At 68.4% G+C, this 22,647-nt stretch carries 17 protein-coding genes and 1 other RNA gene; 13 read left to right on the forward strand and 5 right to left on the reverse strand.

The features are described from left to right. Positions 1-7: 7 nt before the first annotated feature. Entirely contained in the window at positions 8-2,362 is a 2,355-nt protein-coding gene (locus tag ACO2TI_RS02575) for a winged helix-turn-helix domain-containing protein (RefSeq protein ID WP_423281877.1), read from the forward strand. A 130-nt stretch (positions 2,363-2,492) separates the two neighbouring features. After that, the gene (locus ACO2TI_RS02580) at positions 2,493-2,759 is read left to right on the forward strand and encodes a hypothetical protein (protein ID WP_423281878.1); all 267 of its coding nucleotides are present in this window, start codon (positions 2,493-2,495) and stop codon (positions 2,757-2,759) included. A gap of 49 nt (positions 2,760-2,808) precedes the next feature. Here ACO2TI_RS02580 and ssrA read toward each other — a convergent pair. The 5 genes from ssrA to ompA all read right to left on the reverse strand — a co-directional run bounded on the left by ssrA (position 2,809) and on the right by ompA (position 9,235). Continuing rightward, positions 2,809-3,181: a transfer-messenger RNA gene (ssrA, locus tag ACO2TI_RS02585) on the reverse strand. Between the two features lie 58 nt (positions 3,182-3,239). Beyond that, the gene (locus tag ACO2TI_RS02590) at positions 3,240-6,923 is read right to left on the reverse strand and encodes a DUF748 domain-containing protein (protein ID WP_423281879.1); all 3,684 of its coding nucleotides are present in this window, start codon (positions 6,921-6,923) and stop codon (positions 3,240-3,242) included. A 93-nt stretch (positions 6,924-7,016) separates the two neighbouring features. Next, positions 7,017-7,682 carry a phosphoglycolate phosphatase gene (gph, locus tag ACO2TI_RS02595; protein ID WP_423281880.1) on the reverse strand — a complete coding sequence of 222 codons (666 nt, stop codon included), beginning with the start codon at positions 7,680-7,682 and terminating at the stop codon, positions 7,017-7,019. Between the two features lie 13 nt (positions 7,683-7,695). After that, positions 7,696-8,406, reverse strand: coding sequence for a bifunctional 2-polyprenyl-6-hydroxyphenol methylase/3-demethylubiquinol 3-O-methyltransferase UbiG (gene ubiG, locus ACO2TI_RS02600; RefSeq protein WP_423282136.1), 711 nt, complete (start codon positions 8,404-8,406; stop codon positions 7,696-7,698). Between the two features lie 175 nt (positions 8,407-8,581). After that, entirely contained in the window at positions 8,582-9,235 is a 654-nt protein-coding gene (ompA, locus tag ACO2TI_RS02605; RefSeq protein WP_423282137.1) for an outer membrane protein OmpA, read from the reverse strand. A 290-nt stretch (positions 9,236-9,525) separates the two neighbouring features. On the opposite strand from ompA, the gene gyrA reads away from it, so the two are divergent. The 11 genes from gyrA to ACO2TI_RS02660 all read left to right on the forward strand — a co-directional run bounded on the left by gyrA (position 9,526) and on the right by ACO2TI_RS02660 (position 22,628). Next, complete coding sequence (gyrA, locus tag ACO2TI_RS02610; protein ID WP_423281881.1) at positions 9,526-12,138, forward strand: DNA gyrase subunit A; 2,613 nt, start codon at positions 9,526-9,528, stop codon at positions 12,136-12,138. After that, a complete protein-coding gene (locus ACO2TI_RS02615) occupies positions 12,138-12,821 on the forward strand; it encodes a DUF2059 domain-containing protein (RefSeq protein WP_423281882.1) in 684 nt (227 codons plus the stop codon). Before gyrA ends, ACO2TI_RS02615 begins: the two co-directional genes overlap by 1 nt. A 21-nt stretch (positions 12,822-12,842) precedes the next feature. Further along, positions 12,843-13,946, forward strand: a complete 1,104-nt coding sequence (gene serC / locus ACO2TI_RS02620) for a 3-phosphoserine/phosphohydroxythreonine transaminase (RefSeq protein WP_423281883.1) — start codon at positions 12,843-12,845, stop codon at positions 13,944-13,946. Beyond that, positions 13,939-15,078, forward strand: a complete 1,140-nt coding sequence (pheA, locus tag ACO2TI_RS02625) for a prephenate dehydratase (protein WP_423281884.1) — start codon at positions 13,939-13,941, stop codon at positions 15,076-15,078. Before serC ends, pheA begins: the two co-directional genes overlap by 8 nt. 8 nt (positions 15,079-15,086) lie before the next feature. Continuing rightward, positions 15,087-15,971, forward strand: a complete 885-nt coding sequence (locus tag ACO2TI_RS02630) for a prephenate dehydrogenase (RefSeq protein ID WP_423281885.1) — start codon at positions 15,087-15,089, stop codon at positions 15,969-15,971. Between the two features lie 23 nt (positions 15,972-15,994). Beyond that, entirely contained in the window at positions 15,995-18,037 is a 2,043-nt protein-coding gene (locus ACO2TI_RS02635) for a bifunctional 3-phosphoshikimate 1-carboxyvinyltransferase/cytidylate kinase (protein WP_423281886.1), read from the forward strand. A gap of 175 nt (positions 18,038-18,212) precedes the next feature. Next, positions 18,213-19,925: a 30S ribosomal protein S1 gene (gene rpsA / locus ACO2TI_RS02640; RefSeq protein WP_423281887.1), complete on the forward strand. Its 1,713-nt coding sequence runs from the start codon at positions 18,213-18,215 to the stop codon at positions 19,923-19,925. A 135-nt stretch (positions 19,926-20,060) separates the two neighbouring features. After that, a complete protein-coding gene (locus ACO2TI_RS02645) occupies positions 20,061-20,378 on the forward strand; it encodes an integration host factor subunit beta (protein ID WP_423281888.1) in 318 nt (105 codons plus the stop codon). A 42-nt stretch (positions 20,379-20,420) separates the two neighbouring features. Beyond that, the gene (locus ACO2TI_RS02650; RefSeq protein WP_423281889.1) at positions 20,421-20,732 is read left to right on the forward strand and encodes a LapA family protein; all 312 of its coding nucleotides are present in this window, start codon (positions 20,421-20,423) and stop codon (positions 20,730-20,732) included. Continuing rightward, positions 20,722-21,888 carry a lipopolysaccharide assembly protein LapB gene (lapB, locus tag ACO2TI_RS02655; RefSeq protein WP_423281890.1) on the forward strand — a complete coding sequence of 389 codons (1,167 nt, stop codon included), beginning with the start codon at positions 20,722-20,724 and terminating at the stop codon, positions 21,886-21,888. The genes ACO2TI_RS02650 and lapB overlap by 11 nt, the downstream gene beginning before the upstream one ends. Beyond that, positions 21,888-22,628: a glycosyltransferase gene (locus tag ACO2TI_RS02660; RefSeq protein ID WP_423281891.1), complete on the forward strand. Its 741-nt coding sequence runs from the start codon at positions 21,888-21,890 to the stop codon at positions 22,626-22,628. Before lapB ends, ACO2TI_RS02660 begins: the two co-directional genes overlap by 1 nt. Positions 22,629-22,647: the final 19 nt, after the last annotated feature.

Consider the following 22,647-nt stretch of genomic DNA (forward strand, 5'->3'; position numbering starts at 1 on the left):
CCCGAACATGCGATCCACCGATCACATGGCCGGCGTCGTCAGCCATCGCAGCAGCGTGTCCGCAGGAACCACCGCCAGTCCGTCGAAGTTCACGTTTGCCGGTGTCGAGCTGTATGTCGGCGCCCGTGAGGTGCATGTGAACGGGCAGGTGCAACGCATCGAGCCGCGCGTGTTCGACGTGCTGCTGCACCTGGTCACGCACCGTGACCGCGTCGTCTCGCGCGACGAGCTGCTGCGGCTGTTCTGGAAGACCGAGTTCGTCACCGAGTCGGTGGTCGCGCGCTGCATCATGAAGGCCCGGCGCGTCATCGGCGACACCGACGCGCATGCGCCGCTGATCAAGACGGTGCACGGCTCGGGCTACCGGTTCGTCGGGGCCGTCAAGGCCAGCAGCAGCCACGAGGTGCCGGTCGTTGCGGAACCTGCGCCCAGGCGGTATGGCGCGGGGCCGCCGCTGCGCGTCGCCGTGCTGCCGTTTCGCAATCTCACCACGCTGAGCGAGCTGATCTGGGTCGAGTACGGTCTCGCGGCCCTGCTCAAGCGCACGCTCGAATCCCACGGCAACGTGGTCGTCACGCCGATCCTCGAAGTGGTGGCCGCCCTGGACGGCAAGTTCGAGCATCTGACGACGGCCCAGTGCGCCGACCTCGTGGCCGAGATCGCCGGCGTGGGCGCCGTGGTCGCGGTCCAGGTGCTCAGCCGCGACGCCGGTTTCGAGCTGGCCTACGAGGTCTACCACCGCACCGAGGTCTGGCGCTCGGGACAGGTCTGCGACACCGACCTGACGCGCATGACCATCGATCTCGCCCAGCGGCTCGGCCATGCCCTGTCGAGCGGCGACCCGCAGCCGCCGTCATGGCCGTTCACCTCCGATGCGTTCGCCAACGAGGCCTTTGCGCGTGCGATGCAGGCGATCGAGGAGCAGCGGCAGCTGGTCGGGCTGCGCTACATCGAGGTCTGCGTGGCAACCGAGCCTCACGCGTTCGAGATGGACGTCGAGCATGTCGCGGCGCTGGCGGCCGTCGAGCACCCGGAAACCCTGCTCCGGGCGCAGGCTGTGCTGTCGCGCGCATGCGAAGGCGGCGACATCGCCTCGCAGGTTCGATTGCTGCGCGCGCTGTCGAGCTACCACCAGTCTGTGGGGCAGTATCCACAGGCTCGCGACACCATCAACCGTGCGCTGGCCTTGTTGGGCGGCACCCAGGACGAACACCTTGCCGCGTCGGTGCTGCTGCAAAGCGCCGAACTGGCGCTCGGCGACCTCGACCTCGATCTCGCGCTGCAACTCGGGCGGCGCGTGATGCAGATCGCCAGGACGGTCTCCAGCGATCGCCTGACATCCCACTGCCTTCGCATCGAAGGCATTGCCTCCCACTTGCGCGGCGACAGCGAACACGCGCTGGAGGTGCTGAAACGCTCCGCCGAGATGAGCCGCATGCTCAAGCTGCAGCATGCCGACCTCGCGCAGACGCAGCACCGCATCGCATTGATTCATCGCGACGCAGGCCGCCTCGACGCGGCCATCGAGGCGATCGACCAGGCGGTCGCCAACGCCAGGCACGCCGGCATGCCGATGCGCCTCGCGCAGGCGCTGCTCGTGCAGATGCTCGTGTACACCGAAGCCGGCGACGAGGCCAACGCATCCAAGGCCATGCAACAGCTCGAGTCGCCCCAACTCGAGAGCCTGCGCTGCGGCCGCCTGCTGAGCCGGCTCGGGTGGGCATGGCTCTCGTGGCGTGCCGGCCGCCTAGACGACGCGCTGCGCGAGCTCGACGAGCTGCGACCGCTCGGTCGGCAGTTCCCGCCGCTGTGGTTCGGTTTCGGCGTCGGCTTGAACGCGGGCGCGGCCATCGCCGGCCGCCGTTTCGAGCTCGCGCGCGAGCTCATTGCCGAGATCGAATCGGCCCCGATGTACGAGCACGACACGCTGCTGCAAGGCCTTGCGCACTTCCTGCACGCCGCGCTGGCGCATGCGTTCGATCGACGCGCCGAGACGTGGTTGCTTCTGCGCCGCGCAATCGCCGTCGCACCGCCCGGCCTGGTGCGCGCCAATGCCTGCCTGGCAGCAGTTTGGCTGGCTTGCGAGGAAGGCGCGTTGAGCGAAGTGCCCGAATGGCTGGCACAGGTTTCTGCCTGGACCGAGCAGCACCCAAGCGGTGTGATGGCCCTGGCCCGCTACCGCTATGCCTGCGGCGATTGGCAGCAGGCAGCCGAGCTGCAGGCCCGCTATGTGGGGCACTGGCCCGCTGCCGAGGTGACTGATCTCCATCGCGATTGGCTCGCGATCTACCGCCGGTCGGCGACGGCCGGTCGCAGCGAGCCGATTCCTCCGCTGGCCCGGCTGTTCACGCTGCGCATGTGAGCTGCGTTGTTGCCGGCGCGCCGCATCCGGTGCGCGCACCTGAGGGGTGAGCAGACGCTGACCCCTAACCCGCGGCAGTGCACCCGAACTTGCGCAGCGTGACGATAGTGACCCACTCCGGGAGCGAACGATGAGCCCGAATCCCCGTTCGATCGACACCGCGTCGCCGTCGAAGCCGGCCATCCAGCATGCCTCGCACGCTTCGTCGCTGGACATCCCGCACGGTCACGTCGGACCCTACTGGCTGCCAGGCACCGGACGCCTGATCTGGTGGACCGGCCGCGTCGCCATCGGCCTGAGGCACGAAAACGCGCCGCGCGCCGACGGCATGTCGACTTCAGAGCAGTGGGTCCAGCAACTGCTGATCGACACGCAGCCACGCGGCTGGGTGAACTGAGGGTTTCCTGAGGCGCGCCCGGGTGTCTCACGACACCCGGGCATGCAAATGGTGGAGCCGGGGGGGATCGAACCCCCGTCCGCAAGCCATCCTCGGGCAGATCTACATGCTTAGCCGCCTGATTTGAGTCTCACGCTGCCGCCGCGCAGGAGCACGCTTCGGACAACGCCAGCCACTGGATCTTGTTGCGCGCTGCGTGGCCAAACGCGCAACCAGCCGATGTGAATGACCTCTCAGCTCTCGACCTTGCGGTCTCGTGCCCGGCCCATCGGCCAACCGTTGAGAGGCTCACCGGTGTTTAAGCGGCGAGGGCGAAACGTTCGTCGTTCGCAGTTGGTTTGTTTCAGCTGGATTTACGAGCTCACTGATGCTCGGCATGCACCGCTCCGATTCCGCACCCACGTCGAAACCAGGTCGGCCCCGTAACGCCATTGTAGTTGGCTGCGCGTGGCCTGATTTCAAGTGCGGTCATGTCGTGATTCACTTCAGCGCGAACTGCACGCGCGTCGACTTGGCCCCGTCCTTGGCCGATTCGCCGCCGACTCTGGAAGCGGTGAGCAGCACCCGCTCCGGCGGCAGCTTCGCGACCAGGTAGGCCTTGACGCGATTGCCGCGCTCGTCGGCCAGCGCCTTCAGCTCGGCGGCGCCCACCGGGGCGCTGGCAAGCAGCAACTGCTCCATCTCGGACGCCGGGAGACTCTTCGCCAGCCCGATCACGTTGCGCGGCTTGCCCTTGATGTCGGCCGCCTTGTACGCCGCCTCCAGCCAGCGATCGCGCTCGGCGGGTTCGATGCGCACGCTGTCGGGCAAGGCGCCATCGACCTTGGCCTTCTGCGCGCGCATCAGTCGGTCCACGTGCGCGCGCCGCAGGCCCGCGTCGTCCAGCGCCGGATCGGCGACGCCGGTGCCTTCAAGCTTGAGCGCCGGGCGATCGTTGAGCGCCTTGACCAAGGTGTCCAGCCGCTCGCGCTGCGCCGGCCCCAGCTCGGCCGACCCGGGCTCGAACTCCACGAAGCCCAGTTCCTGGCCGCCGCCGCCGAAGGCGTTGGCCAGTAGCGAGAACGGCGCCGTCACCGCCTTGGCGATCAGGTTGACGATCACGCGCACGATGATCCCGCCGATCGAGAACTGCGGGTCGTCCAGGCTGCCACTGATCGGCAGGTTGACGTCGATGATGCCGTTGCGGTCCTTGAGCAGCGAAACGGCCAGAAGCACCGGCAGCTTGAGCGCGTCGGGGCTGTCGACCTTCTCGCCGAAGGTCAGCTGGTCGAGGTAGAGACTGTTCTGCGCCTCGAGCTTGCCGTTCTCGACCTTGTAGCGCACCCTGACCGACAACGTGCCTTTCTCGATGCCGTAGCCGGCATAACGCGCCGCGTAGGTCGACAGCCTCGTCAGCTCGATGCCGCGCGCCTCGGCCGCGATATCGGTGTACAGCCGCGGCCCCAGTGGATGCAGCGTGCCCTGGATCGCAAGCGGCGCGGCGCCGTCGACCTTGCCGGAGACCTGCACGGTGGCCGGCTGCGGGTCGTTCCACGCGACGGCCGAGAGCTTGCCGTCGAGTTCGCTCAGTCGCGCAGAGTAGTTCGGGCGGACGAAGTTGTCGGTGAAGTCGATCTGTCCGTTGCGCAACTCGATGCCGCGCCAGCGAAGCCTCGCAGCCGCTGACGTCGCCCCTGCCGCGCTCGCCGGCTCGGACGCCGGCGCGGACGGTGGTGCCGGTGCGTCGCTGGGCGTAGTGAGCGAGCGCGCGGCGCCGTCGGTCTGCGACTTCAGCACGTCTGCCAGGTTGATGCGCGCGTTCGCATTGACGATCACGCGGGCGTAGAAGTCGGACAGCGCGACATTACCGAGGTCGGCCGTGAGTTGAGCGGGCGTCCAGTCGATGTCCAGGCCGTCGGCACGCAGCGTCTTGAAGCGCACGAACTCGGCATCGCTGTTGAGCCGGTCGAGCGTGCGCAGATCGGCAAGCGATGCACGGCCGCGCCAGCGCACCGCGCTGACGGGCTCGCTCGCGCTGCCTTGCACGTTGAGTTCGCCGCTGGCCGCCGCCTTGGCCGACGCCAGCGCGACGTTGACATGAGGCTCCAAGTAACCCTGCACCGCGCGCAGGTCCAGGTTGCTCACCTCGATCTTGCTGCGCAGCGCCAGCGGATGCGGTCGCAGTTCGCCGGACATCTTGAGCTGGCCAACGCGCTGGGTGACGCTCGCGTAGCTGAATTCGATCGGCTGAGAGAGGTCCGAGCCGACCTTGCGCAGCACCAGGGCCACGCGTTCGACGCCGAATTGCGCGACCGGCGTCACGGCGCGATCGACGATGCCGACGCGGCAGTCGTCGCAACGCACTTCGTCGATGCGCACCTGCGGCGCGGGTGCCGCCTTGTCGTCCGCGGTCTCGGTGGACGCCGACCCGGAACGCTTCCGCGGCAGCCACGCGAGCTGTCCATCGGTGCCTCGGCTGGCGTCGAGCGCGAGCTTGGACATCGCGATGCGCTGCACCTGCACGCGCGGCACCGCATCGGTCGGGAACTCCGCCGCCAAGCCGGCAAGCTCTAGCTTCCCAAGCGCGAGCCGATCGGACGAACCGCGCGGCGCCGTCTTGCTCGCCGTTGCAATCACCGATGACGGCAACAGCTGCAAGTCGACGAGTTCGGCATGGCCGTCGCGCACGCGAAAGGCGCGCCCTTCGGCCTCCATCTGCGCCGTTGCAGCGAAGCGGCCGCCTTGCAGGTGCACGGGCAGCAGCGCCTGCCACGGCGCCAGCCACGGCCTCGCGTCGAAGCCGGACAGGCTCAGCGCCAGCATCGCCCTGGGCGTCGTCGCCACGACTTCGCCCTCCACATGCAGCGAGGCGCCGTGCGCGTCGGCAGCGTCGAAGCGCAGCTTGGCCGGCGTCGCTTGCGGATCGGAACTGAGGCCCGTGACATCGAGGGCCAGCGGGCCGACCGTCTCGCCCTCGCGCCACGCCGGATGCAACAAGCTCACCCTGCCCCGCTCGACCGCGACCTGACCCACCTGCCAGATCCACGGCGCACCGGCATTCGACGCCGACGTGGCGCTCGCGGCGCTGCCCGCGGGCGGGCTCGCCGCAACTCCCGGGCTCGTTGTCCTGCGTGGCGCCGCCAGCAGTCGCGGCACGTCGATGCGTGCATGGGGCGAACTCAAGCTGAGCTTCGCCACCCGCGCTTGCCGCAGCAGGAGGAATGCCTCGATGCCGGAGAGCTCCAGCCGTTCGAAGCCGACGTTGTCGATGCCGCGCTCGCGCAGCGAAGCGTCGAAGCCATCGATCGCCACGCTGCCGGAGACCTGAAGGCGCGAGGGTGTCGGCGCCGGATGGCGTTCGAACGCCAGCTCAAGCTCCAGCGCAAGCTTGCCCTTGTCGACCTCGAGCGGCAGCGGTTGCGGCAGCAGCGGTGCCACCGCTTCGGCCCAGAACGCGAGATCGATGTCGCGCCAGTCGACCATGAGCGTCGAGCGCAGGCCCTCCCCGAAGGGCAGCGTCTTGCCGCTGAGCAGCAAGGGCGCGCCGTCGATGCGTGCCTCGAGCCGGGGCTCGACGTCGACCGCCACGTCGTTCGGCAGATTGGAGATGAAGGGAATGCCCAGCGCGAGCGCGTCGACGCGATGCTCGGTCTTGGAGACACGGTCGACCACGTGGGCCTGGCCGCCCTCGACGCGGATGTTGTGGACGGCAAAGCGCAGGGGCTCGGCGTCGGGTGGCGAAGGGGGTGCGGCCTTGAGCGCCTCGAGCATCGGCGAAACGTTGAAGCGGCCCGGCGCGATGCGCTCGAGTTCGAGCACGGGCTCGCGAATGGTCAGCCGATCGACGACCGGTGCGAGCCGCAGGATCGAACTCGTCGACAGGTTGACCTCGGCCTGCGCGATGCGCAGCCATGGCGACTCGGCGGGCCCCAGCTTCAAGTCGCCGATGCGCGCGGCCAGCCGCCACGGCGAGATCTCCAGCCGCTCCATCGCCAGCGGTGCGCCCAAGGCCTTGGAGGCCTCGGCCTCGATGCGTGGCTTGAGCCAGATCGGCAGTGCCCATCCCACGGCGCCGGTCCACACGACGGCCAGCACGACCGCCACGATCGTGATGCGTCGCCAATGCTGCGCAAGCCATGTCCGCGAAGCCTGCAGCCAGGCTGCCGTTCGACTCGTCCCTGCCATCTCGTACTGCGCTTAGTCGTCAACGTGGTCGGGCGAGTGTCCGCGCAGCCACGGTGCACGGTCAATTCACGGCCGCGCCACGATCGAGGGAGATCAGCGCGTCGCGAGCAGCGCGAGGAGATCGATGGGCGCGTCGATCAGCGCGTCGGCACCCCAAGCCGCGACGTTGCCGTCTTCGCCGAGGTAGCCATACGTGGCCGCCACCGAGGGCATGCCGGCGGCGCGCGCGGCCTGCACATCACGCAGGTCGTCGCCGACATAGATCGCCTGCGCCGGCGTGATCCCCAGGCGCTCGCATGCGGCCAGCAAGGGCGCGGGATGCGGCTTGGCATGGGGCGTCGTGTCGCCGGCGATGATCACCGCCGCATCTTCGAGCGACAGCGAAGCCACGACGGGCGCGGTGAACCTCATGGCCTTGTTGGTCACGATGCCCCACGGCAGACCGCGCGCTGTCAGCGCGTCCAGCAGCGAACGCACGCCGTCGAACAGGCGCGTGGCGCGATCAAGGCCGGCTTCGTACTCGGCAAGGAACTCGTCGCGCAGCGACTCGTAGTCGGCATCGGTCGGCGACTTGCTCAAGCCCACCGCCAGCATGCCGCGCGCGCCGGCCGACGCAACAGGGCGAAGCGTCTCGATCGGCAGCGGCTCGAGCCCGCGGCGTGCGCGCAGCGCGTTCACCGCACCGCCGAGATCCGGGGCCGTGTCGGCCAGCGTGCCGTCGAGATCGAACAACACGGCCTTCGTGTCAAAGCGGCTCATCGGCGCTGACCCTTCAAGCAGGCTTGCGGCATGCGAACAGGTAATTCACGCTGGTGTCGTCCGACAACCAGTAGCGCCGCGGCAGCGGGTTGTATTCCATGCCCCGCGTCGCCACGACATCAAGACCCGCATCGCGGCACCAATGCGCCAGTTCGCGCGGGCGGATGAACTTTGCGTATTCATGCGTGCCGCGCGGCAGCAGCTTGAGGAGGTATTCGGCACCGACGATCGCGAAGGCGAAGGCCTTGGCATTGCGGCTGATGGTCGAGAAGAAAACGTGCGCTCCCGGTTTGGCCAGCGCCGCGCAGGCCTGAACCACCGAGGCAGGATCCGGCACGTGCTCGAGCATCTCCATGCAGGTCACGACGTCCTGGCTCGCCGGCTGCTCCTGGGCCAAGGTCTCGACCGGCACTTCGCGATAGCGCACGTTGGCCGTACCGGCCTCGAGCGCGTGCAGCTGCGCGACGCGCAAGGCCTTGGTCGACAAATCGATGCCCAGCACGTGAGCACCGCGCCGCGCCATCGAATCGGCGAGGATTCCGCCGCCGCAGCCCACGTCGAGCACCTGCTTGCCCGACAAACCGCCCGACTGCGATTCGATCCATTCCAACCGCAATGGATTGATCTGGTGCAGCGGCCGGAACTCGCTGTCGGGGTCCCACCAGCGATGGGCCAGCTCGCTGAACTTGGCAAGTTCCTGGGGATCGGCATTGACGGTCGTCATGGGGCAAATGGTAGTCGCCTGCGAGCAATTCGCTCGTCGACACGCGGCAAATGGGGGCGCGCCAAAGGGCGAGCCCACCGAAGGCGGGCACACAAAACAAGGAACCCCGCCGAGGCTGGCGCACAAAACAAAGAACCCCGCCGAGGCGGGGTTCTGCGCGAATCCGAAGACCGGATTACTTCTTGGTGCGGGTGCCGACCACTTCGATTTCGACGCGGCGGTTCTTCGCGCGGCCTTCGGCGGTCTTGTTGTCCGCCACCGGCTGCTTCTCACCCTTGCCTTCGGTGTAGATGCGGTTCTTCTCGATGCCCTTCGACTCGAGATAAGCCTTCACCGATTCGGCGCGGCGCACCGACAGCTTCTGGTTGTAGGCATCGTTGCCGACCGAGTCGGTGTGACCCACGGCGATGATGACTTCCAGGTTCATGCCCTGCATCTTGCTGACCAGGTCGTCGAGCTTGGCCTTGCCTTCGGGCTTGAGGGTGGCCTTGTCGAAGTCGTAGAACGCGTCAGCAGCGTACGTGACCTTCTCGCTCACCGGAGCCGGCGGAACCACCGGGGCCGGAGCCGGGGCCGGAGCGGGCGCCGGAGCAGCGGCGGGAGCCGGCGGCGGCGGCGGGGGAGCCTTCTTCGGAGCACCGTCGCAGCGCTCGTCGGCGGTGGCGGGCGACCAGAAGTTGTCACGCCAGCACAGCTCGTTGCTGCCGTTCTTCCAGACGTTGCCGTCCACGTTCTTCCAGTTGTCGGACGACTGGGCGAACACACTGGACGCCGAGGTGGCCAGCGCGGCAGTCGCGAAGAGCATCGCCACCTTGTTCAATTTCTTCATGATTCTCCTCTCGGGATAAGCCACAGCCGAGCTGCAGGCGGCCTGACATGGGGAATGAGCGCTGCGGAACCGCGCGCCACGACACAACACATCGTGACCCATCGGACCGACCGGATCATTCTGCCACACGAGATTGTCGGGACAAGCTTTTGCCCAGGACACTTCGACCCGATGCCGACGCTGTTGCTCAGTGGCGACAACGCGGCCACATAGAATCCCGCGGCTCGACGCCTTGACATATTTCCCGCGCCGCCAAGGCCCGGGATCCATGCGACTTACCCGCTCCGGTCATGACCCCATTTGCGAAGGAAACCCTGCCCATCAGCCTCGAAGAGGAGATGCGGCGGTCCTATCTCGACTACGCGATGAGCGTGATCGTCGGTCGGGCACTGCCCGATGCACGCGACGGCCTCAAGCCCGTGCATCGGCGCGTGCTCTACGCGATGCACGAACTCAACAACGACTGGAACCGGCCCTACAAGAAGTCGGCGCGCATCGTCGGCGACGTGATCGGTAAATACCACCCGCACGGCGACTCGGCGGTCTACGACACGATCGTGCGCATGGCGCAAGACTTCAGCTTGCGCCACATGCTGGTCGATGGCCAAGGCAATTTCGGCTCGGTCGACGGCGACAACGCCGCGGCAATGCGCTACACCGAAATCCGCCTGTCGAAGATCGCCCACGAAATGCTGGCCGACATCGACAAGGAAACCGTCGATTTCGGTCCCAACTACGACGGCTCCGAGAAGGAGCCGCTGGTGCTGCCGACGCGCCTGCCGAATCTGCTCGTCAACGGAAGTGCGGGCATCGCGGTCGGCATGGCGACCAACATTCCGCCGCACAACCTCAACGAAGTGGTCGACGCCTGCTTGCACATGCTCAAGCACCCCGAGGCATCGATCGACGAGTTGATGGAGATCATTCCGGCGCCGGACTTCCCCACCGCCGGGATCATCTACGGCCTCAACGGCGTGCGCGAGGGCTACCGCACCGGCCGCGGCAAGGTCGTGATGCGCGCGAAGTGCCACTTCGAGGAGATCGACAAGGGCGCGCGCACGGCGATCATCGTCGACGAGATCCCCTACCAGGTGAACAAGAAGACGCTGCTCGAGCGCATTGCCGAGCTCGTCCACGAGAAGAAGCTCGAGGGCATCAGCCACATCCAGGACGAGTCCGACAAGTCCGGCATGCGCGTGGTGATCGAGCTCAAGCGCGGCGAGGTGCCCGAGGTTGTGCTGAACAACCTATACAAGCAGACCCAGCTGCAAGACAGCTTCGGCATCAACATGGTTGCGCTGATCGACGGTCAGCCAAAGCTGTGCAACCTCAAGCAGCTGATCGAGTACTTCCTCGAGCATCGCCGCGAAGTGGTCACGCGGCGCACCGTGTTCGAACTGCGCAAGGCGCGCGAGCGCGGCCACGTGCTCGAGGGCCTGGCCGTGGCGCTAGCCAACATCGACGAGTTCATCGAGATCATCAAGAACTCGCCGACGCCGCCGGTGGCCAAGACGGCGCTGATGGCCAAGAGCTGGGATTCGTCGCTGGTGCGCGAGATGCTCACGCGCGCCGAGGGCGACACGCCGGGCGGCCGCGAAGCCTACCGCCCCGAGGGCCTGCCGGCCCACTACGGCATGCAGCCGGACGGCCTGTACCGCCTGTCCGACGACCAGGCGCAGGAGATCCTGCAGATGCGCCTGCAGCGCCTCACCGGCCTGGAGCAGGACAAGATCATCGGCGAGTACAAGGAAGTGATGGCGCAGATCGCCGATCTGCTGGACATCCTCGCCAAGCCGGCCCGCGTGACCGCGATCATCAGCGGTGAACTCACGGCGCTGAAGACCGAGTTCGGGCAGACCAAGCTCGGCGCGCGCCGCAGCGTGGTCGAGCACAACGTGCAGGAGCTCGGCACCGAGGACCTGATCACGCCGACCGACATGGTCGTCACGCTCAGCCACTCTGGCTACATCAAGAGCCAGCCGCTGGCCGAGTACCGCGCGCAGCGGCGCGGCGGTCGCGGCAAGCAGGCCACGACGACGAAGGAAGACGACTGGATCGACCAGCTCTTCATCGCCAACACGCACGACTGGATCCTGTGCTTCAGCAACCGCGGGCGCGTCTACTGGCTCAAGGTCTGGGAGGTGCCGCAAGGCGGGCGCGCGGCACGCGGCAAGCCGATCGTCAACATGTTCCCGCTGCAGCCGGAAGAGAAGATCACCGTCGTGCTGCCGCTGACGGGCGAGTTCCGCAGCTTCCCGGCCGATCACTACATCTTCATGGCCACCGCCCAGGGCACGGTCAAGAAGACATCGCTCGACGAGTTCAGCAACCCGCGCAAGGCCGGCATCATCGCGGTCGACCTCGACGAGGGTGACTTCCTGATCGGCGCGGCGCTCACCGACGGCCACCACGACGTGATGCTGTTCTCCGACGGCGGCAAGGCGGTGCGCTTCGACGAGGACGACGTGCGCCCGATGGGCCGCACCGCGCGCGGCGTGCGCGGCATGATGCTCGAGGAAGGCCAGAGCCTGATCGCGATGCTGGTCGCCGAGGACGAGACGCAAAGCGTGCTGACCGCCACCGAGAACGGCTACGGCAAGCGCACCTCGATCGTCGAGTACACACGCCACGGCCGCGGCACCAAGGGCATGATCGCCATCCAGCAAAGCGAGCGCAACGGCAAGGTCGTCGCGGCCACGCTGGTGCGCGCCAACGACGAGATCATGCTGATCACCGACAAGGGCGTGCTGGTGCGCACCCGCGTCTCAGAGATCCGCGAGCTCGGCCGCGCCACCCAAGGCGTCACGCTGATCGCGCTCGACGCCGGCGCGCAGTTGATCGGCCTTCAGCGCATCGTCGAGAACGATGCCGGCGGCGACGACGAAACCGAAGAGCAAGCCTGATGACCCCTGACCGTTTCCTCGCCCGCCGCGTCGCGGTGGCGCTCGCGCTCGCGCTGGGCCTTGCCGCGGCGCAGGCCCAGACCGCCGCCTCGGCCGCCTCCGCGCCGGCCGGCTCGAGCCCCGCCAAGCGCGAACTCGCCAAGCGCCTGCTGGCCCTGCAGCAGCCGGGCTTCGATGCACTGTCGCGCAGCTTGGTCGAAGGTCCGGCGCGCCAGCTGCTCGCCTCGGCCGAACCGGTGCTGCGCAACCAGGTCGCCGCCGACAAGCGCGAGGCCGTGGCCAAGCAGTTGCAGGACGAGGCGCGCAAGTACGTCGACGACGCCACGCCCGCGGTGCGCAAGCGCGCGCAGGAACTGGCGCAGTCGCAGGTACTGCCGGCGCTCGAGGAGAAGTACACCGAAGACGAGCTGCGCCAGATCGTCACCTTCTACGAGTCTGCGGCCTACAAGAAGATGCAGCAGGTGCAGCCGCAGGTCGACCAGGGGCTGCAGCAGAAGCTCGTGGCCGACATGTCGCCGGCCGTCGAGGGCAAGGCACGCGCGTTGCAGGCCACGATGGCCAAGCTGCTCGGCGTGCCGGCGCAACCGGGCGCTGCCAGCGGCGCGGGTGGCAACGGCGCTGCCGGCAGTGGCCTGAAGCCTCCGCCCCCCCGGCCCGCAGCCCCGGCCGCCAGCAAGCCCTGAAGCCTTTCGAGGCATGAAGCGATGACGCGCGTCTACAACTTCTCGGCCGGCCCGGCGGCCCTGCCCGAACCCGTGCTGTCCCGCGCCGCCGCCGAGATGCTCGACTGGCACGGCAGCGGCATGGGCGTGATGGAGATGAGCCATCGCGGCCGCGAGTTCGGCGAGATCCTGGCCCATGCCGAAGCCAGGCTGCGCGAGCTGCTCGCGATCCCGTCGTCGTTCAAGGTGCTGTTCATGCAAGGTGGCGCGATCGCCGAGAACGCGATCGTGCCCCTGAACCTCTCGCGCGGCGGCGTGACCGATCACGTGATCACCGGCCTGTGGTCGATCAAGACGCACAAGGAAGCGCAGCGCTACTGCGAAGCCCGCGTCGTCGCCAGCAACGAGGCGCCCGGCGAGCGCAACCACACGGCGCTGGTGCCGCCGGCGCAGTGGCGCCTGAGCCCGGACGCCGCCTACGTGCACCTGTGCAGCAACGAGACGATCAACGGCCTCGAGACACACGAGCTGCCGGACCTGAAGGCGCTGGGCAGCGACGCGCCGCTGGTGATCGACTGCTCCTCGCACATTTTGTCGCGGGCGATCGACTGGTCGCGCGTCGGCCTGGCCTACGGCGGCGCGCAGAAGAACATCGGCCCGTCGGGCCTCACGCTGGTGATCGTGCGCGAGGACCTGCTCGGCCACGCGCTGCCGGTGTGCCCGAGTGCCTTCGACTACGCGACCGTCGCGGCCAACGGCTCGATGTACAACACGCCACCGACCTGGGCGATCTACATCGCCGGCCTTGTGTTCGACTGGATCGCCGATCAAGGCGGCGTCGCAGCGCTCGAGCAGCGCAACATCGCCAAAGCCAGGCTGCTGTACGAGGCGATCGACGCCTCCGGCGGCTGGTACGTCAACCGCGTGGCGCCCGGCGCGCGCTCGCGGATGAACGTGCCCTTCTTCCTCAAGGACGAGCGCCTCAACGACGCCTTCCTCGCCGAGGCGAATGAGCGTGGCCTGGTGCAGCTCAAGGGACACAAGAGCGTGGGCGGCATGCGCGCGTCGATCTACAACGCGATGCCGCTCGAAGGCGTGCAGGCGCTCGTGACCCACATGCGAGAATTTGCGGCACGCCATGGCTGAGCCGCAGGACACCACCCCCGTTACGCCTTCGGCCGAGCCCGGCGTCGACCCGGCGCTCGCCGCGCTTCGCCAGCGCATCGACGCGGTCGACCGCGAGCTGCTTGCGCTGCTGAACCGACGTGCGACGCTGGCCAAGGAAGTCGGCGAGATCAAGAAGAAGGAAGGCTCCGTCGTCTTTCGCCCCGAGCGCGAAGCCCAGGTGATCGACGGCCTCAAGGCCGACAACCCCGGGCCGCTGGGCACCGACAGCGTCGCGCCGATCTGGCGCGAGATCATGAGCGCCTGCCGCGCGCTCGAGACGCCGACCCGCGTGGCCTACCTCGGCCCGGCCGGCACCTTCAGCGAACTGGCGGCGCTGGGCTTCTTCGGCAGCTCGATCGTGCGCGTGCCCTGCGCCAGCATCGACGAGGTGTTTCGCACCACCACCGCCGGCGCGGCCGATTTCGGCGTCGTGCCGGTCGAGAACTCCACCGAGGGCGTGGTCGCGCGCTCGCTCGACCTGTTCCTCACCACGCCGCTGTTCATCATCGGCGAGACCAGCCTGTTCGTGCGCCACAACCTGCTGCGCCGCGAGAACTCGCTGGCCGGCATCAAGGCCGTGGTCGCGCATCCGCAAGCGCTCGCGCAGTGCCACGGCTGGCTGAGCTACCACCTGCCCGACGTCGAACGCCGGCCGGTTTCCAGCAATGCCGAAGGCGCGCGCATGGCCGCCGCCGACCCGGCCCTGGCCGCGGTGGCCAGCGAGCGTGCCGGCAGCGAGTACGGCCTGCACGTCGTCTCGCCGGCGATTCAGGACGACCCGCACAACCGCACGCGCTTCGCGATCGTGACCCACCCCGATCGCCATCCGCAGCCGCGCGCCAGCGGTCACGACTGCACCAGCCTGGTGGTCTCGGTGACCAACCGCCCTGGCGCCGTCCACGACATGCTGGTGCCGCTGAAGGAGCATGGCGTGTCGATGACGCGCTTCGAGTCCCGCCCCGCGCGCAGTGCCGACCAGTGGGAGTACTACTTCTACATCGACCTGCAAGGCCACCCCGACCAGCCCAGCGTCAGCGCCGCGCTCGCCGAGCTGCGCGGCGTCTGCAGCTTCTTCAAGCTGCTGGGCACCTACCCTCTCGATACCCACTGAACCGCACCATGTTCAACCAGCTCGGCGTCATCGGATGCGGCTTGATGGGCGGCTCGTTCGCGCTCGCGCTCAAGCGCGCCGGCCTCGTCAAGCGCGTGATCGGCTACAGCAAGTCGCCGACGACGACCGAAAGAGCCAAGCAGCTGGGCGTGATCGACGTGGCGGCGGAATCGGCGCTGCTGGCCGTGGCTGGCTCCGACATCGTGCTGATCGCCGTGCCGGTGGCCGCCACCGAGGCCACCTTCAAGGCGATCCGCCATCTCGTCGAGCCGGGCGTGCTGTTCATGGACGTCGGTTCCACCAAGCGCGACGTGGTCGACGCGGCGCGCCGCGTGCTGCGCGAGCGCCTGCCGGCCTTCGTGCCCGCGCACCCGATCGCAGGCAAGGAGGTCGCCGGCATCGAGCATGCCGACGCCATGCTCTACGCCGGCCGCCAGGTGATCCTCACGCCGCTGATGCAGACCGACCCGACGCTGCTGCAAAAGGCCACCGACGTGTGGGCCGCGATCGGCTGCCAGGTGCTGCGCATGTCGGCCGAGAATCACGACGCCGCCTTCGCCGCAGTGAGCCACCTGCCCCACCTGCTGGCGTTCGCGTTCTTCTCGGCGGTGGCCAAGCAGCCGGCGGGCCGCGACTTCCTTTCGCTCGCCGGGCCGGGCTTTCGCGACTTCACGCGCATCGCCGCGAGCGACCCGACGGTCTGGCGCGACGTGCTGATGAGCAACCGCGAAGAGATCCTCAAGCAGTCGCAGCGCTTTCGCCATACGCTCGATGCGCTCGAGCACGTGATGAAGCAGGGCAACAGCGAGGCGCTCGAGGGCCTGATCCGCGACGCCGCTTCCGCGCGCGCCAGCTGGCAGATGCAGCAACCCAAGGCCGGCGGCAACCGCTGACCGATCTCGTTCCCGTCGTACCGATGTCCGCTGAATCTGGCGCCGCGGCGCGCCGCCCCGCCTTTCTCGACCTGCCGCCGCTGGTGGGCGCCGCCGGCACGGTGCGCCTGCCGGGCTCCAAGAGCATTTCCAACCGCGTGCTCCTGCTGGCCGGCCTGGCCGAGGGCCGCACCGTCGTTCACGACCTGCTGGACTCCGACGACACACGCGTGATGCTCGACGCGCTGACCGCGCTGGGCTGCAGCATCGAAAGACTCGGGCCAACGCAGATTGCCGTGACCGGCCTGGGCGGGCGGCTCGCCGTGCGCCAGGCACGGCTCTTTCTCGGCAATGCCGGCACGGCCATGCGTCCGCTCACCGCCGCGCTGGCGCTGCTCGCCGCCACGCAGGGCGGGGACTTCGAGCTCTCGGGCATCGCACGCATGCACGAGCGGCCGATCGGCGACCTCGTCGACGCGCTGCGTGGCCTGGGCTGCAGCATCGACTGCCTCGGCAACGAGGGCTATCCGCCGCTGCGCCTGCACGGTGCGGCCAACGGGCGGCTTGCGCTCGTGGCGCCGGTGCGCGTGCGCGGCGACGTTTCCAGCCAGTTCCTGACCGCGCTGCTGCTCGCGCTGCCGCTGGTGGCCGTCGAACAGGACGTGACGATCGAGGTCGATGGCGAGCTGATCTCCAAGCCCTATGTCGAGATCACGCTGAACCTGCTGGCGCGCTTCGGCATCGCGGTGACGCGCGACGGCTGGCAGCGCTTCACCATCCCCGCCGGCAGCGCCTATCGCACGCCGGGCGAGCTGCACGTCGAGGGCGACGCGTCGTCGGCGTCGTACTTCATCGGCATTGGCGCGATCGCGGCAACCGATGCGCCGCTGCGCATCGAAGGCGTCGGCGCCGCGTCGATCCAGGGCGACATCCGCTTCGTCGAGGCCGCGCGCGCGATGGGCGCTCAGGTCACGTCCGGGCCGAACTGGCTCGAGGTGCGCCGCGGCACCTGGCCGCTGCGTGCGATCACGCTCGACTGCAACCACATCCCCGACGCGGCAATGACACTGGCCGTGATGGCGCTCTATGCCGACGGCCCCAGCCGCCTGACCAACATCGCCAGCTGGCGAGTCAAGGAAACCGACCGCATCGCCGCGATGGCCACCGAGCTGCGCAAGCTCGGCGCGGCCGTCGTCGAGGGCGCCGACTTCATCGAGGTCACGCCGCCTACGGCCTGGCGTCCCGCGGCAATGCGCACCTATGACGACCACCGCATGGCGATGTGCGCATCGCTGGCGGCCTTCAATCCGCCGGCCGGCGGCGCCGTGCCCGTGCGCGTGCTCGATCCCGGCTGCGTCGCCAAGACCTATCCCGGCTACTTCGACGACTTCTTCGCCGTCGCACGCGCCCGCACCGCCGACGTGCCCGTGATCACCATCGACGGCCCCACCGCCTCCGGCAAGGGCACGCTGGGCAGCGAGGTCGCGCTGCGCCTGGGCTACCACCACCTCGACTCCGGCGCGCTCTACCGCGCCACCGCGCTGGCCGTGCTGCGCAGCGGCACCTCGCCCGCCGACGAGGCGGGCGTCGCGGCGCTGGCGCGCACGCTGCCGATCCGCTTCGTCGAACAGCGCGCGCTTCTTGCCGGCGAGGATGTCAGCGACGCGCTGCGCGACGAGGCCGTTGGCAACCTCGCCTCGCAGATCTCCTCGTTCGCCGCCGTGCGCACCGCGCTGGTCGAGCTGCAGCACGGTTTTCGCGCCGCGCCCGGGCTGGTGACCGACGGCCGCGACATGGGTACGGTGATCTTTCCGGATGCCGATCTGAAGGTATTCCTCACCGCGAGCGCCGCGGAGCGCGCGCAGCGGCGTCATAAGCAGTTGATTTCAAAGGGAATTTCGACTACATTTGACAGTCTTCGCGCCGATTTGGAGGCGCGCGACGAGCGGGATCGCACCCGCAGCGTCGCGCCCTTGAAGCCGGCGCCGGAGGCGCGGTTGCTCGACAACTCGGCGCTCTCGATCGAAGCTTCGGTCGAGCAGGTGCTGGCTTGGTGGGAAGCTGTGCAGCCGTTCGGTAATGGCTAGATGGCGAGAGCTGGATAGCGAAACCGAGCGGCACTTGGGCCCGCTGCCCCCTGGCCTGTCGCCCGACAGGTCGGCCCAGCGCCTGCAACAAGGCGCCGCGGACAGCGGATTCGACAACTTGACCGCCGCGCAAGCGGCACGCCGCCGGCCGGTAGCCGGCACTGGAAATCTCCCCATGGCTCTCAACGTCCCCGCCTACCAGGGCACGGAATCCTTCGCAGCGCTGTTCGAGGAATCGCAGCAGCGCAACACCGTCAAGACCGGTGAAGTCATCACTGCCGAAGTGGTGGCCATCGACCAGAACTTCGTGGTCGTCAACGCCGGCCTGAAGAGCGAGGCCTACGTTCCCATCGACGAATTCCGCAACGACCAGGGTGGACTCGAAGTCCAGGTCGGCGACTTCGTCTCGGTCGCGATCGACGCGATCGAAAACGGCTACGGCGACACCATCCTCTCGCGCGACAAGGCCAAGCGCCTGGCCTCGTGGCTCTCGCTCGAGACGGCCCTCGACTCCGGCGACTTCGTCTCCGGCACCGTGTCGGGCAAGGTCAAGGGCGGCCTGACCGTGCTGGTCAACGGCATCCGCGCCTTCCTGCCGGGCTCGCTGATCGACACCCGTCCGGTCAAGGACCTGACCCCGTTCGAAGGCAAGACCCTCGAGTTCAAGGTCATCAAGCTCGACCGCAAGCGCAACAACGTCGTGCTGTCGCGCCGCGCCGTCGTCGAAGCCTCGATGGGCGAAGAGCGCGCCAAGCTGCTCGAGACGCTGCGCGAAGGCGCCATCGTCAACGGCGTGGTCAAGAACATCACCGAGTACGGTGCGTTCGTCGACCTCGGCGGCATCGACGGCCTGCTGCACATCACCGACATGGCCTGGCGCCGCGTGCGTCACCCGAGCGAGGTGGTGCATGTCGGCCAGGAACTGACCGCCAAGGTCCTCAAGTTCGACGCCGAGAAGAACCGCGTCTCGCTGGGCCTCAAGCAGATGGGCGACGATCCGTGGATCGGCGTCTCGCGCCGCTACCCGAACGGCACGCGCCTGTTCGGCAAGGTCACGAACATCGCCGACTACGGCGCGTTCGTCGAGATCGAGCCGGGCATCGAAGGCCTGGTGCACGTTTCGGAAATGGACTGGACCAACAAGAACGTCGCCCCGAACAAGCTCGTGACGATGGGCGACGAGGTCGAGGTCATGGTGCTCGAGATCGACGAAGACAAGCGTCGCATCTCGCTGGGCATGAAGCAGTGCAAGCCGAACCCCTGGGACGAGTTCGCGCAGAACCATCAGCGCGGCGACAAGGTCAAGGGCCCGGTCAAGTCGATCACCGACTTCGGCGTGTTCGTCGGCCTGGCCGCGGGCATCGACGGCCTGGTGCACCTGTCGGACCTCTCTTGGAGCGAGCCGGGCGAAGCTGCGGTGCGCAACTACAAGAAGGGCCAGGAAGTCGAGGCCGTGGTGCTGGCGATCGACGTCGAGCGCGAGCGCATCTCGCTGGGCATCAAGCAACTCGACGGCGACCCGTTCGCCACCTACACCACGATCAACGATCGCGGCATGACGGTGACGGGCAAGGTCAAGACGGTCGACGCGCGCGGCGCCGAGATCCAGCTCACCGAAGATGTCACGGGCTACCTGCGCGCTTCGGAGATCAGCCGCGACCGCGTCGAGGACGCCCGCAACGTGCTGAAGGAAGGCGACGAAGTCACCGCCCTGATCATCAACATCGACCGCAAGCTGCGCTCGATCCAGCTGTCGATCAAGGCCAAGGACAACGCCGACAGCCAGGAAGCCATGCAGCGCCTGTCGGCCTCGTCCGAGCGTGAGAACGCCGGCACGACCAGCCTGGGCGCACTGCTCAAGGCCAAGCTCGACCAGAGCAACAGCTAAGCCGAACGCCGTGCCCGCCTCGCGCGGGCACGGCCCATCGGCTGTGGCGCCACCGCGTCGTCTCCGACGGCACGTGCGGCGCCAGACCCGATGGGTTCGCGAAACCTCCTTCGCGACGCCGACCACCTCCACGCGATGACACGCTCCGATCTCGTCGCCCGCCTGGGCGAACGTTTCAGCCAGCTGACGCACCGCGACGCCGAGTTCGCGGTCAAGACCATCCTCGACGCGATGAGCGACGCCCTCGCGCGCGGCCACCGCATCGAGATCCGCGGCTTCGGCAGCTTCTCGATCAACCGCCGCCCACCGCGCATCGGCCGCAACCCGCGCTCCGGCGAGCAGGTCGTCATCCCCGAGAAGCTCGTGCCCCACTTCAAGCCCGGCAAGGCGCTGCGCGAAGCGGTCGACGAGCGCTCGGAGCAAGAAGAAGCCGCCGCGGCGCCGCGCGCCTGAATGCGCTGCATCCGCAGCCCCGGCGCCTAGAATCGCCGCGCCATGCGTGCACTGACCTGGATCGTTCGCGGCCTCATCTTCTTTGCGCTGTTCGCCTTCGCTCTGAACAACCAGCACGAAGGTTCGGTGAAGTGGTTCTTCGGCCAGCAGTGGCGCGCGCCGATGGTCTTCATCGTGCTTGGCGCGTTTGCGCTCGGCTGCGCGGTCGGCGTCGCGGCGATGGTGCCGAGCTGGTGGCGCCACCGCCGCACCGCCAACCGGCTGAAGCCGCCGCGCGAGGCGCCGCCCACCACGCAACTCGCGCCCGTCGACTCCCCTGCCCCATTGAACGAACCACCCCGCGATGGAATCTGATCTGCCCTGGCTGGCCATCGGCCTCGTGGGTCTGATGGTCGCCTTCGGCCTCGGCTTCGTCGCTGCGCGTTTCGACCTGCGCCAGTGGAAGCGCGAGGTCCAGGAGTCGCCCAAGGCCTACTACAAGGGCCTGAACCTGTTGCTCAACGAGCAGCAGGACAAGGCGATCGACGCCTTCATCGAGGCGATGCAGCAAGACCCCGGCACCGCCGACCTGCACTTCGCGCTGGGCAACCTGTTTCGACGCCGCGGCGAGTACGAACGCGCGGTGCGCGTGCACCAGCATCTGCTGTCGCGCGGCGACCTGCCCGAGAGCGATCGCCAGAAGGCACAGCACGCGCTGGCGCAGGACTACCTGAGGGCCGGCCTGTTCGACCGCGCCGAAGCCGCTTTCCGCGCGCTCGACGGCACGCCGTTCGCCACCGACGCGCGGCTCGAGTTGCTGGGCCTGTATGAGCGTTCCCGCGACTGGCGCAATGCCATCGAGGTGGCCCGCAAGCTCGAGGCCAGCGGCGCCGGCTCGTTCGCAACCCGCATTGCCCACCACTGGTGCGAGATCGCGCAAGAGGCCGACGCCCGCCAGCGCACCGACGAAGCGCAAGCCGCGCTCGCCGAGGCGCGCGCGGCCGCGCCGCAGGCGCCGCGTCCTCTGATGTTGGCCGGCCAGCGCCTCGCTCGTGCCGGCGAGCATGCACAGGCACTCGCCGCCTGGAACGAGCTGTTCGCGCTGCATCCCGCGGCCGCTGCCCTGGCGGCGGGCGACTACGCCAGCAGCGCCGTGGCCGCCGGCGAGGTCGACGACGCCCGAGCGCGCCTGACCGCGCTGCAGCAGCGGCGCCCGAGCATGTCCACGCTCGCTGCGCTGCTGCGCCTGGACACCGACGCCGCGTCGCGCCTCGCCCGCCTGCGCGACAACCTGCAGGACCAGCCCACGCTGTCGGCCGCCGCCGCATTGCTGGGCGAGCACGCCAAGGCCGGCGTGCCGCTGACCGGTGCCGACAGCGAACGGCTCGCCCAGGTCGTCGCGCAGCGCGCCAAGCCGCAGCAGCGCTACCGATGCGCGGCCTGCGGATTCGAGGCCCAGCACTACTTCTGGCAGTGCCCGGGCTGCCACAGCTGGGACAGCTACCCACCCAGCCTGATCGAGGACGCTTGATGGCCAGCGCCGACGCCGATCGCATCGTCCTGTGCATGAAGTGGGGCACGAAGTACGGACCCGAGTACGTCAACCGGCTCTACGCGATGGTGCGCCGCCACCTGAGCGGCGACTTCCGTTTCGTGTGCCTGACCGATGACGCCACCGGCCTGCGCGCGGAAGTGGAATGCCATCCCATTCCCGATCTCGCGCTGCCCGAGGGCAGCCCCGAACGCGGCTGGAAGAAGCTCACCACTTTCGAGGCCGACCTGCACGGCCTGCGCGGCACCGCGCTGTTCCTCGACGTCGACGTGGTCGTCACCGGCTCGCTCGACGCCTTCTTCGAGCACCCCGGCGAGTTCCTCATCATCCACGACTGGAAGCGGCCGTGGCGCGTGACCGGCAACTCGTCGGTCTACCGCTTTCGCCTCGGCGCCCACGCCGACGTATTGGAAGGCTTTCGCCGCAACGACGCCGCGGTCCGCGCGCAGTTCCGCAACGAACAGGCCTACCTGTCCGACGTGCTGCATCGCCAGGGCAAGCTCGCGTACTGGCCCGCCGAATGGTGCGCAAGCTGGAAGTACCACTGCATCCCGCGCTTTCCGGCCAACCTCTGGCGCGAGCCCGCGGTGCCGCCGGGCGCGCGCATCCTGATCTTCCACGGCGTGATGAATCCGCCCGACGCGATCGCCGGACGCAGCAACGGCAACTGGCGCTATGCGCGGCCGGCACCGTGGATCGCCAGCTACTGGCACGAGTAGGCCAACTTCACTGACACAG

This window comes from Caldimonas sp. KR1-144, from assembly GCF_049446155.1.
In the GTDB taxonomy this organism is placed as follows: Bacteria; Pseudomonadota; Gammaproteobacteria; order Burkholderiales; family Burkholderiaceae_C; genus Rivibacter.

What these genes read in the sequence shown, in the direction of transcription:
- ACO2TI_RS02590 (WP_423281879.1), bottom strand. Translation starts at nt 6,923, where the DNA reads ATGGCAGGGACGAGTCGAACGGCAGCCTGGCTGCAGGCTTCGCGGACA.
- pheA (WP_423281884.1), top strand. Translation starts at nt 13,939, where the DNA reads ATGGCTGAGCCGCAGGACACCACCCCCGTTACGCCTTCGGCCGAGCCC.
- ACO2TI_RS02615 (WP_423281882.1), top strand. Translation starts at nt 12,138, where the DNA reads ATGACCCCTGACCGTTTCCTCGCCCGCCGCGTCGCGGTGGCGCTCGCG.
- ACO2TI_RS02580 (WP_423281878.1), top strand. Translation starts at nt 2,493, where the DNA reads ATGAGCCCGAATCCCCGTTCGATCGACACCGCGTCGCCGTCGAAGCCG.
- ompA (WP_423282137.1), bottom strand. Translation starts at nt 9,235, where the DNA reads ATGAAGAAATTGAACAAGGTGGCGATGCTCTTCGCGACTGCCGCGCTG.
- ACO2TI_RS02630 (WP_423281885.1), top strand. Translation starts at nt 15,087, where the DNA reads ATGTTCAACCAGCTCGGCGTCATCGGATGCGGCTTGATGGGCGGCTCG.
- ACO2TI_RS02650 (WP_423281889.1), top strand. Translation starts at nt 20,421, where the DNA reads ATGCGTGCACTGACCTGGATCGTTCGCGGCCTCATCTTCTTTGCGCTG.
- lapB (WP_423281890.1), top strand. Translation starts at nt 20,722, where the DNA reads ATGGAATCTGATCTGCCCTGGCTGGCCATCGGCCTCGTGGGTCTGATG.
- ACO2TI_RS02575 (WP_423281877.1), top strand. Translation starts at nt 8, where the DNA reads ATGCGATCCACCGATCACATGGCCGGCGTCGTCAGCCATCGCAGCAGC.
- gyrA (WP_423281881.1), top strand. Translation starts at nt 9,526, where the DNA reads ATGACCCCATTTGCGAAGGAAACCCTGCCCATCAGCCTCGAAGAGGAG.
- rpsA (WP_423281887.1), top strand. Translation starts at nt 18,213, where the DNA reads ATGGCTCTCAACGTCCCCGCCTACCAGGGCACGGAATCCTTCGCAGCG.
- serC (WP_423281883.1), top strand. Translation starts at nt 12,843, where the DNA reads ATGACGCGCGTCTACAACTTCTCGGCCGGCCCGGCGGCCCTGCCCGAA.
- ACO2TI_RS02645 (WP_423281888.1), top strand. Translation starts at nt 20,061, where the DNA reads ATGACACGCTCCGATCTCGTCGCCCGCCTGGGCGAACGTTTCAGCCAG.
- ACO2TI_RS02660 (WP_423281891.1), top strand. Translation starts at nt 21,888, where the DNA reads ATGGCCAGCGCCGACGCCGATCGCATCGTCCTGTGCATGAAGTGGGGC.
- ubiG (WP_423282136.1), bottom strand. Translation starts at nt 8,406, where the DNA reads ATGACGACCGTCAATGCCGATCCCCAGGAACTTGCCAAGTTCAGCGAG.
- ACO2TI_RS02635 (WP_423281886.1), top strand. Translation starts at nt 15,995, where the DNA reads ATGTCCGCTGAATCTGGCGCCGCGGCGCGCCGCCCCGCCTTTCTCGAC.
- gph (WP_423281880.1), bottom strand. Translation starts at nt 7,682, where the DNA reads ATGAGCCGCTTTGACACGAAGGCCGTGTTGTTCGATCTCGACGGCACG.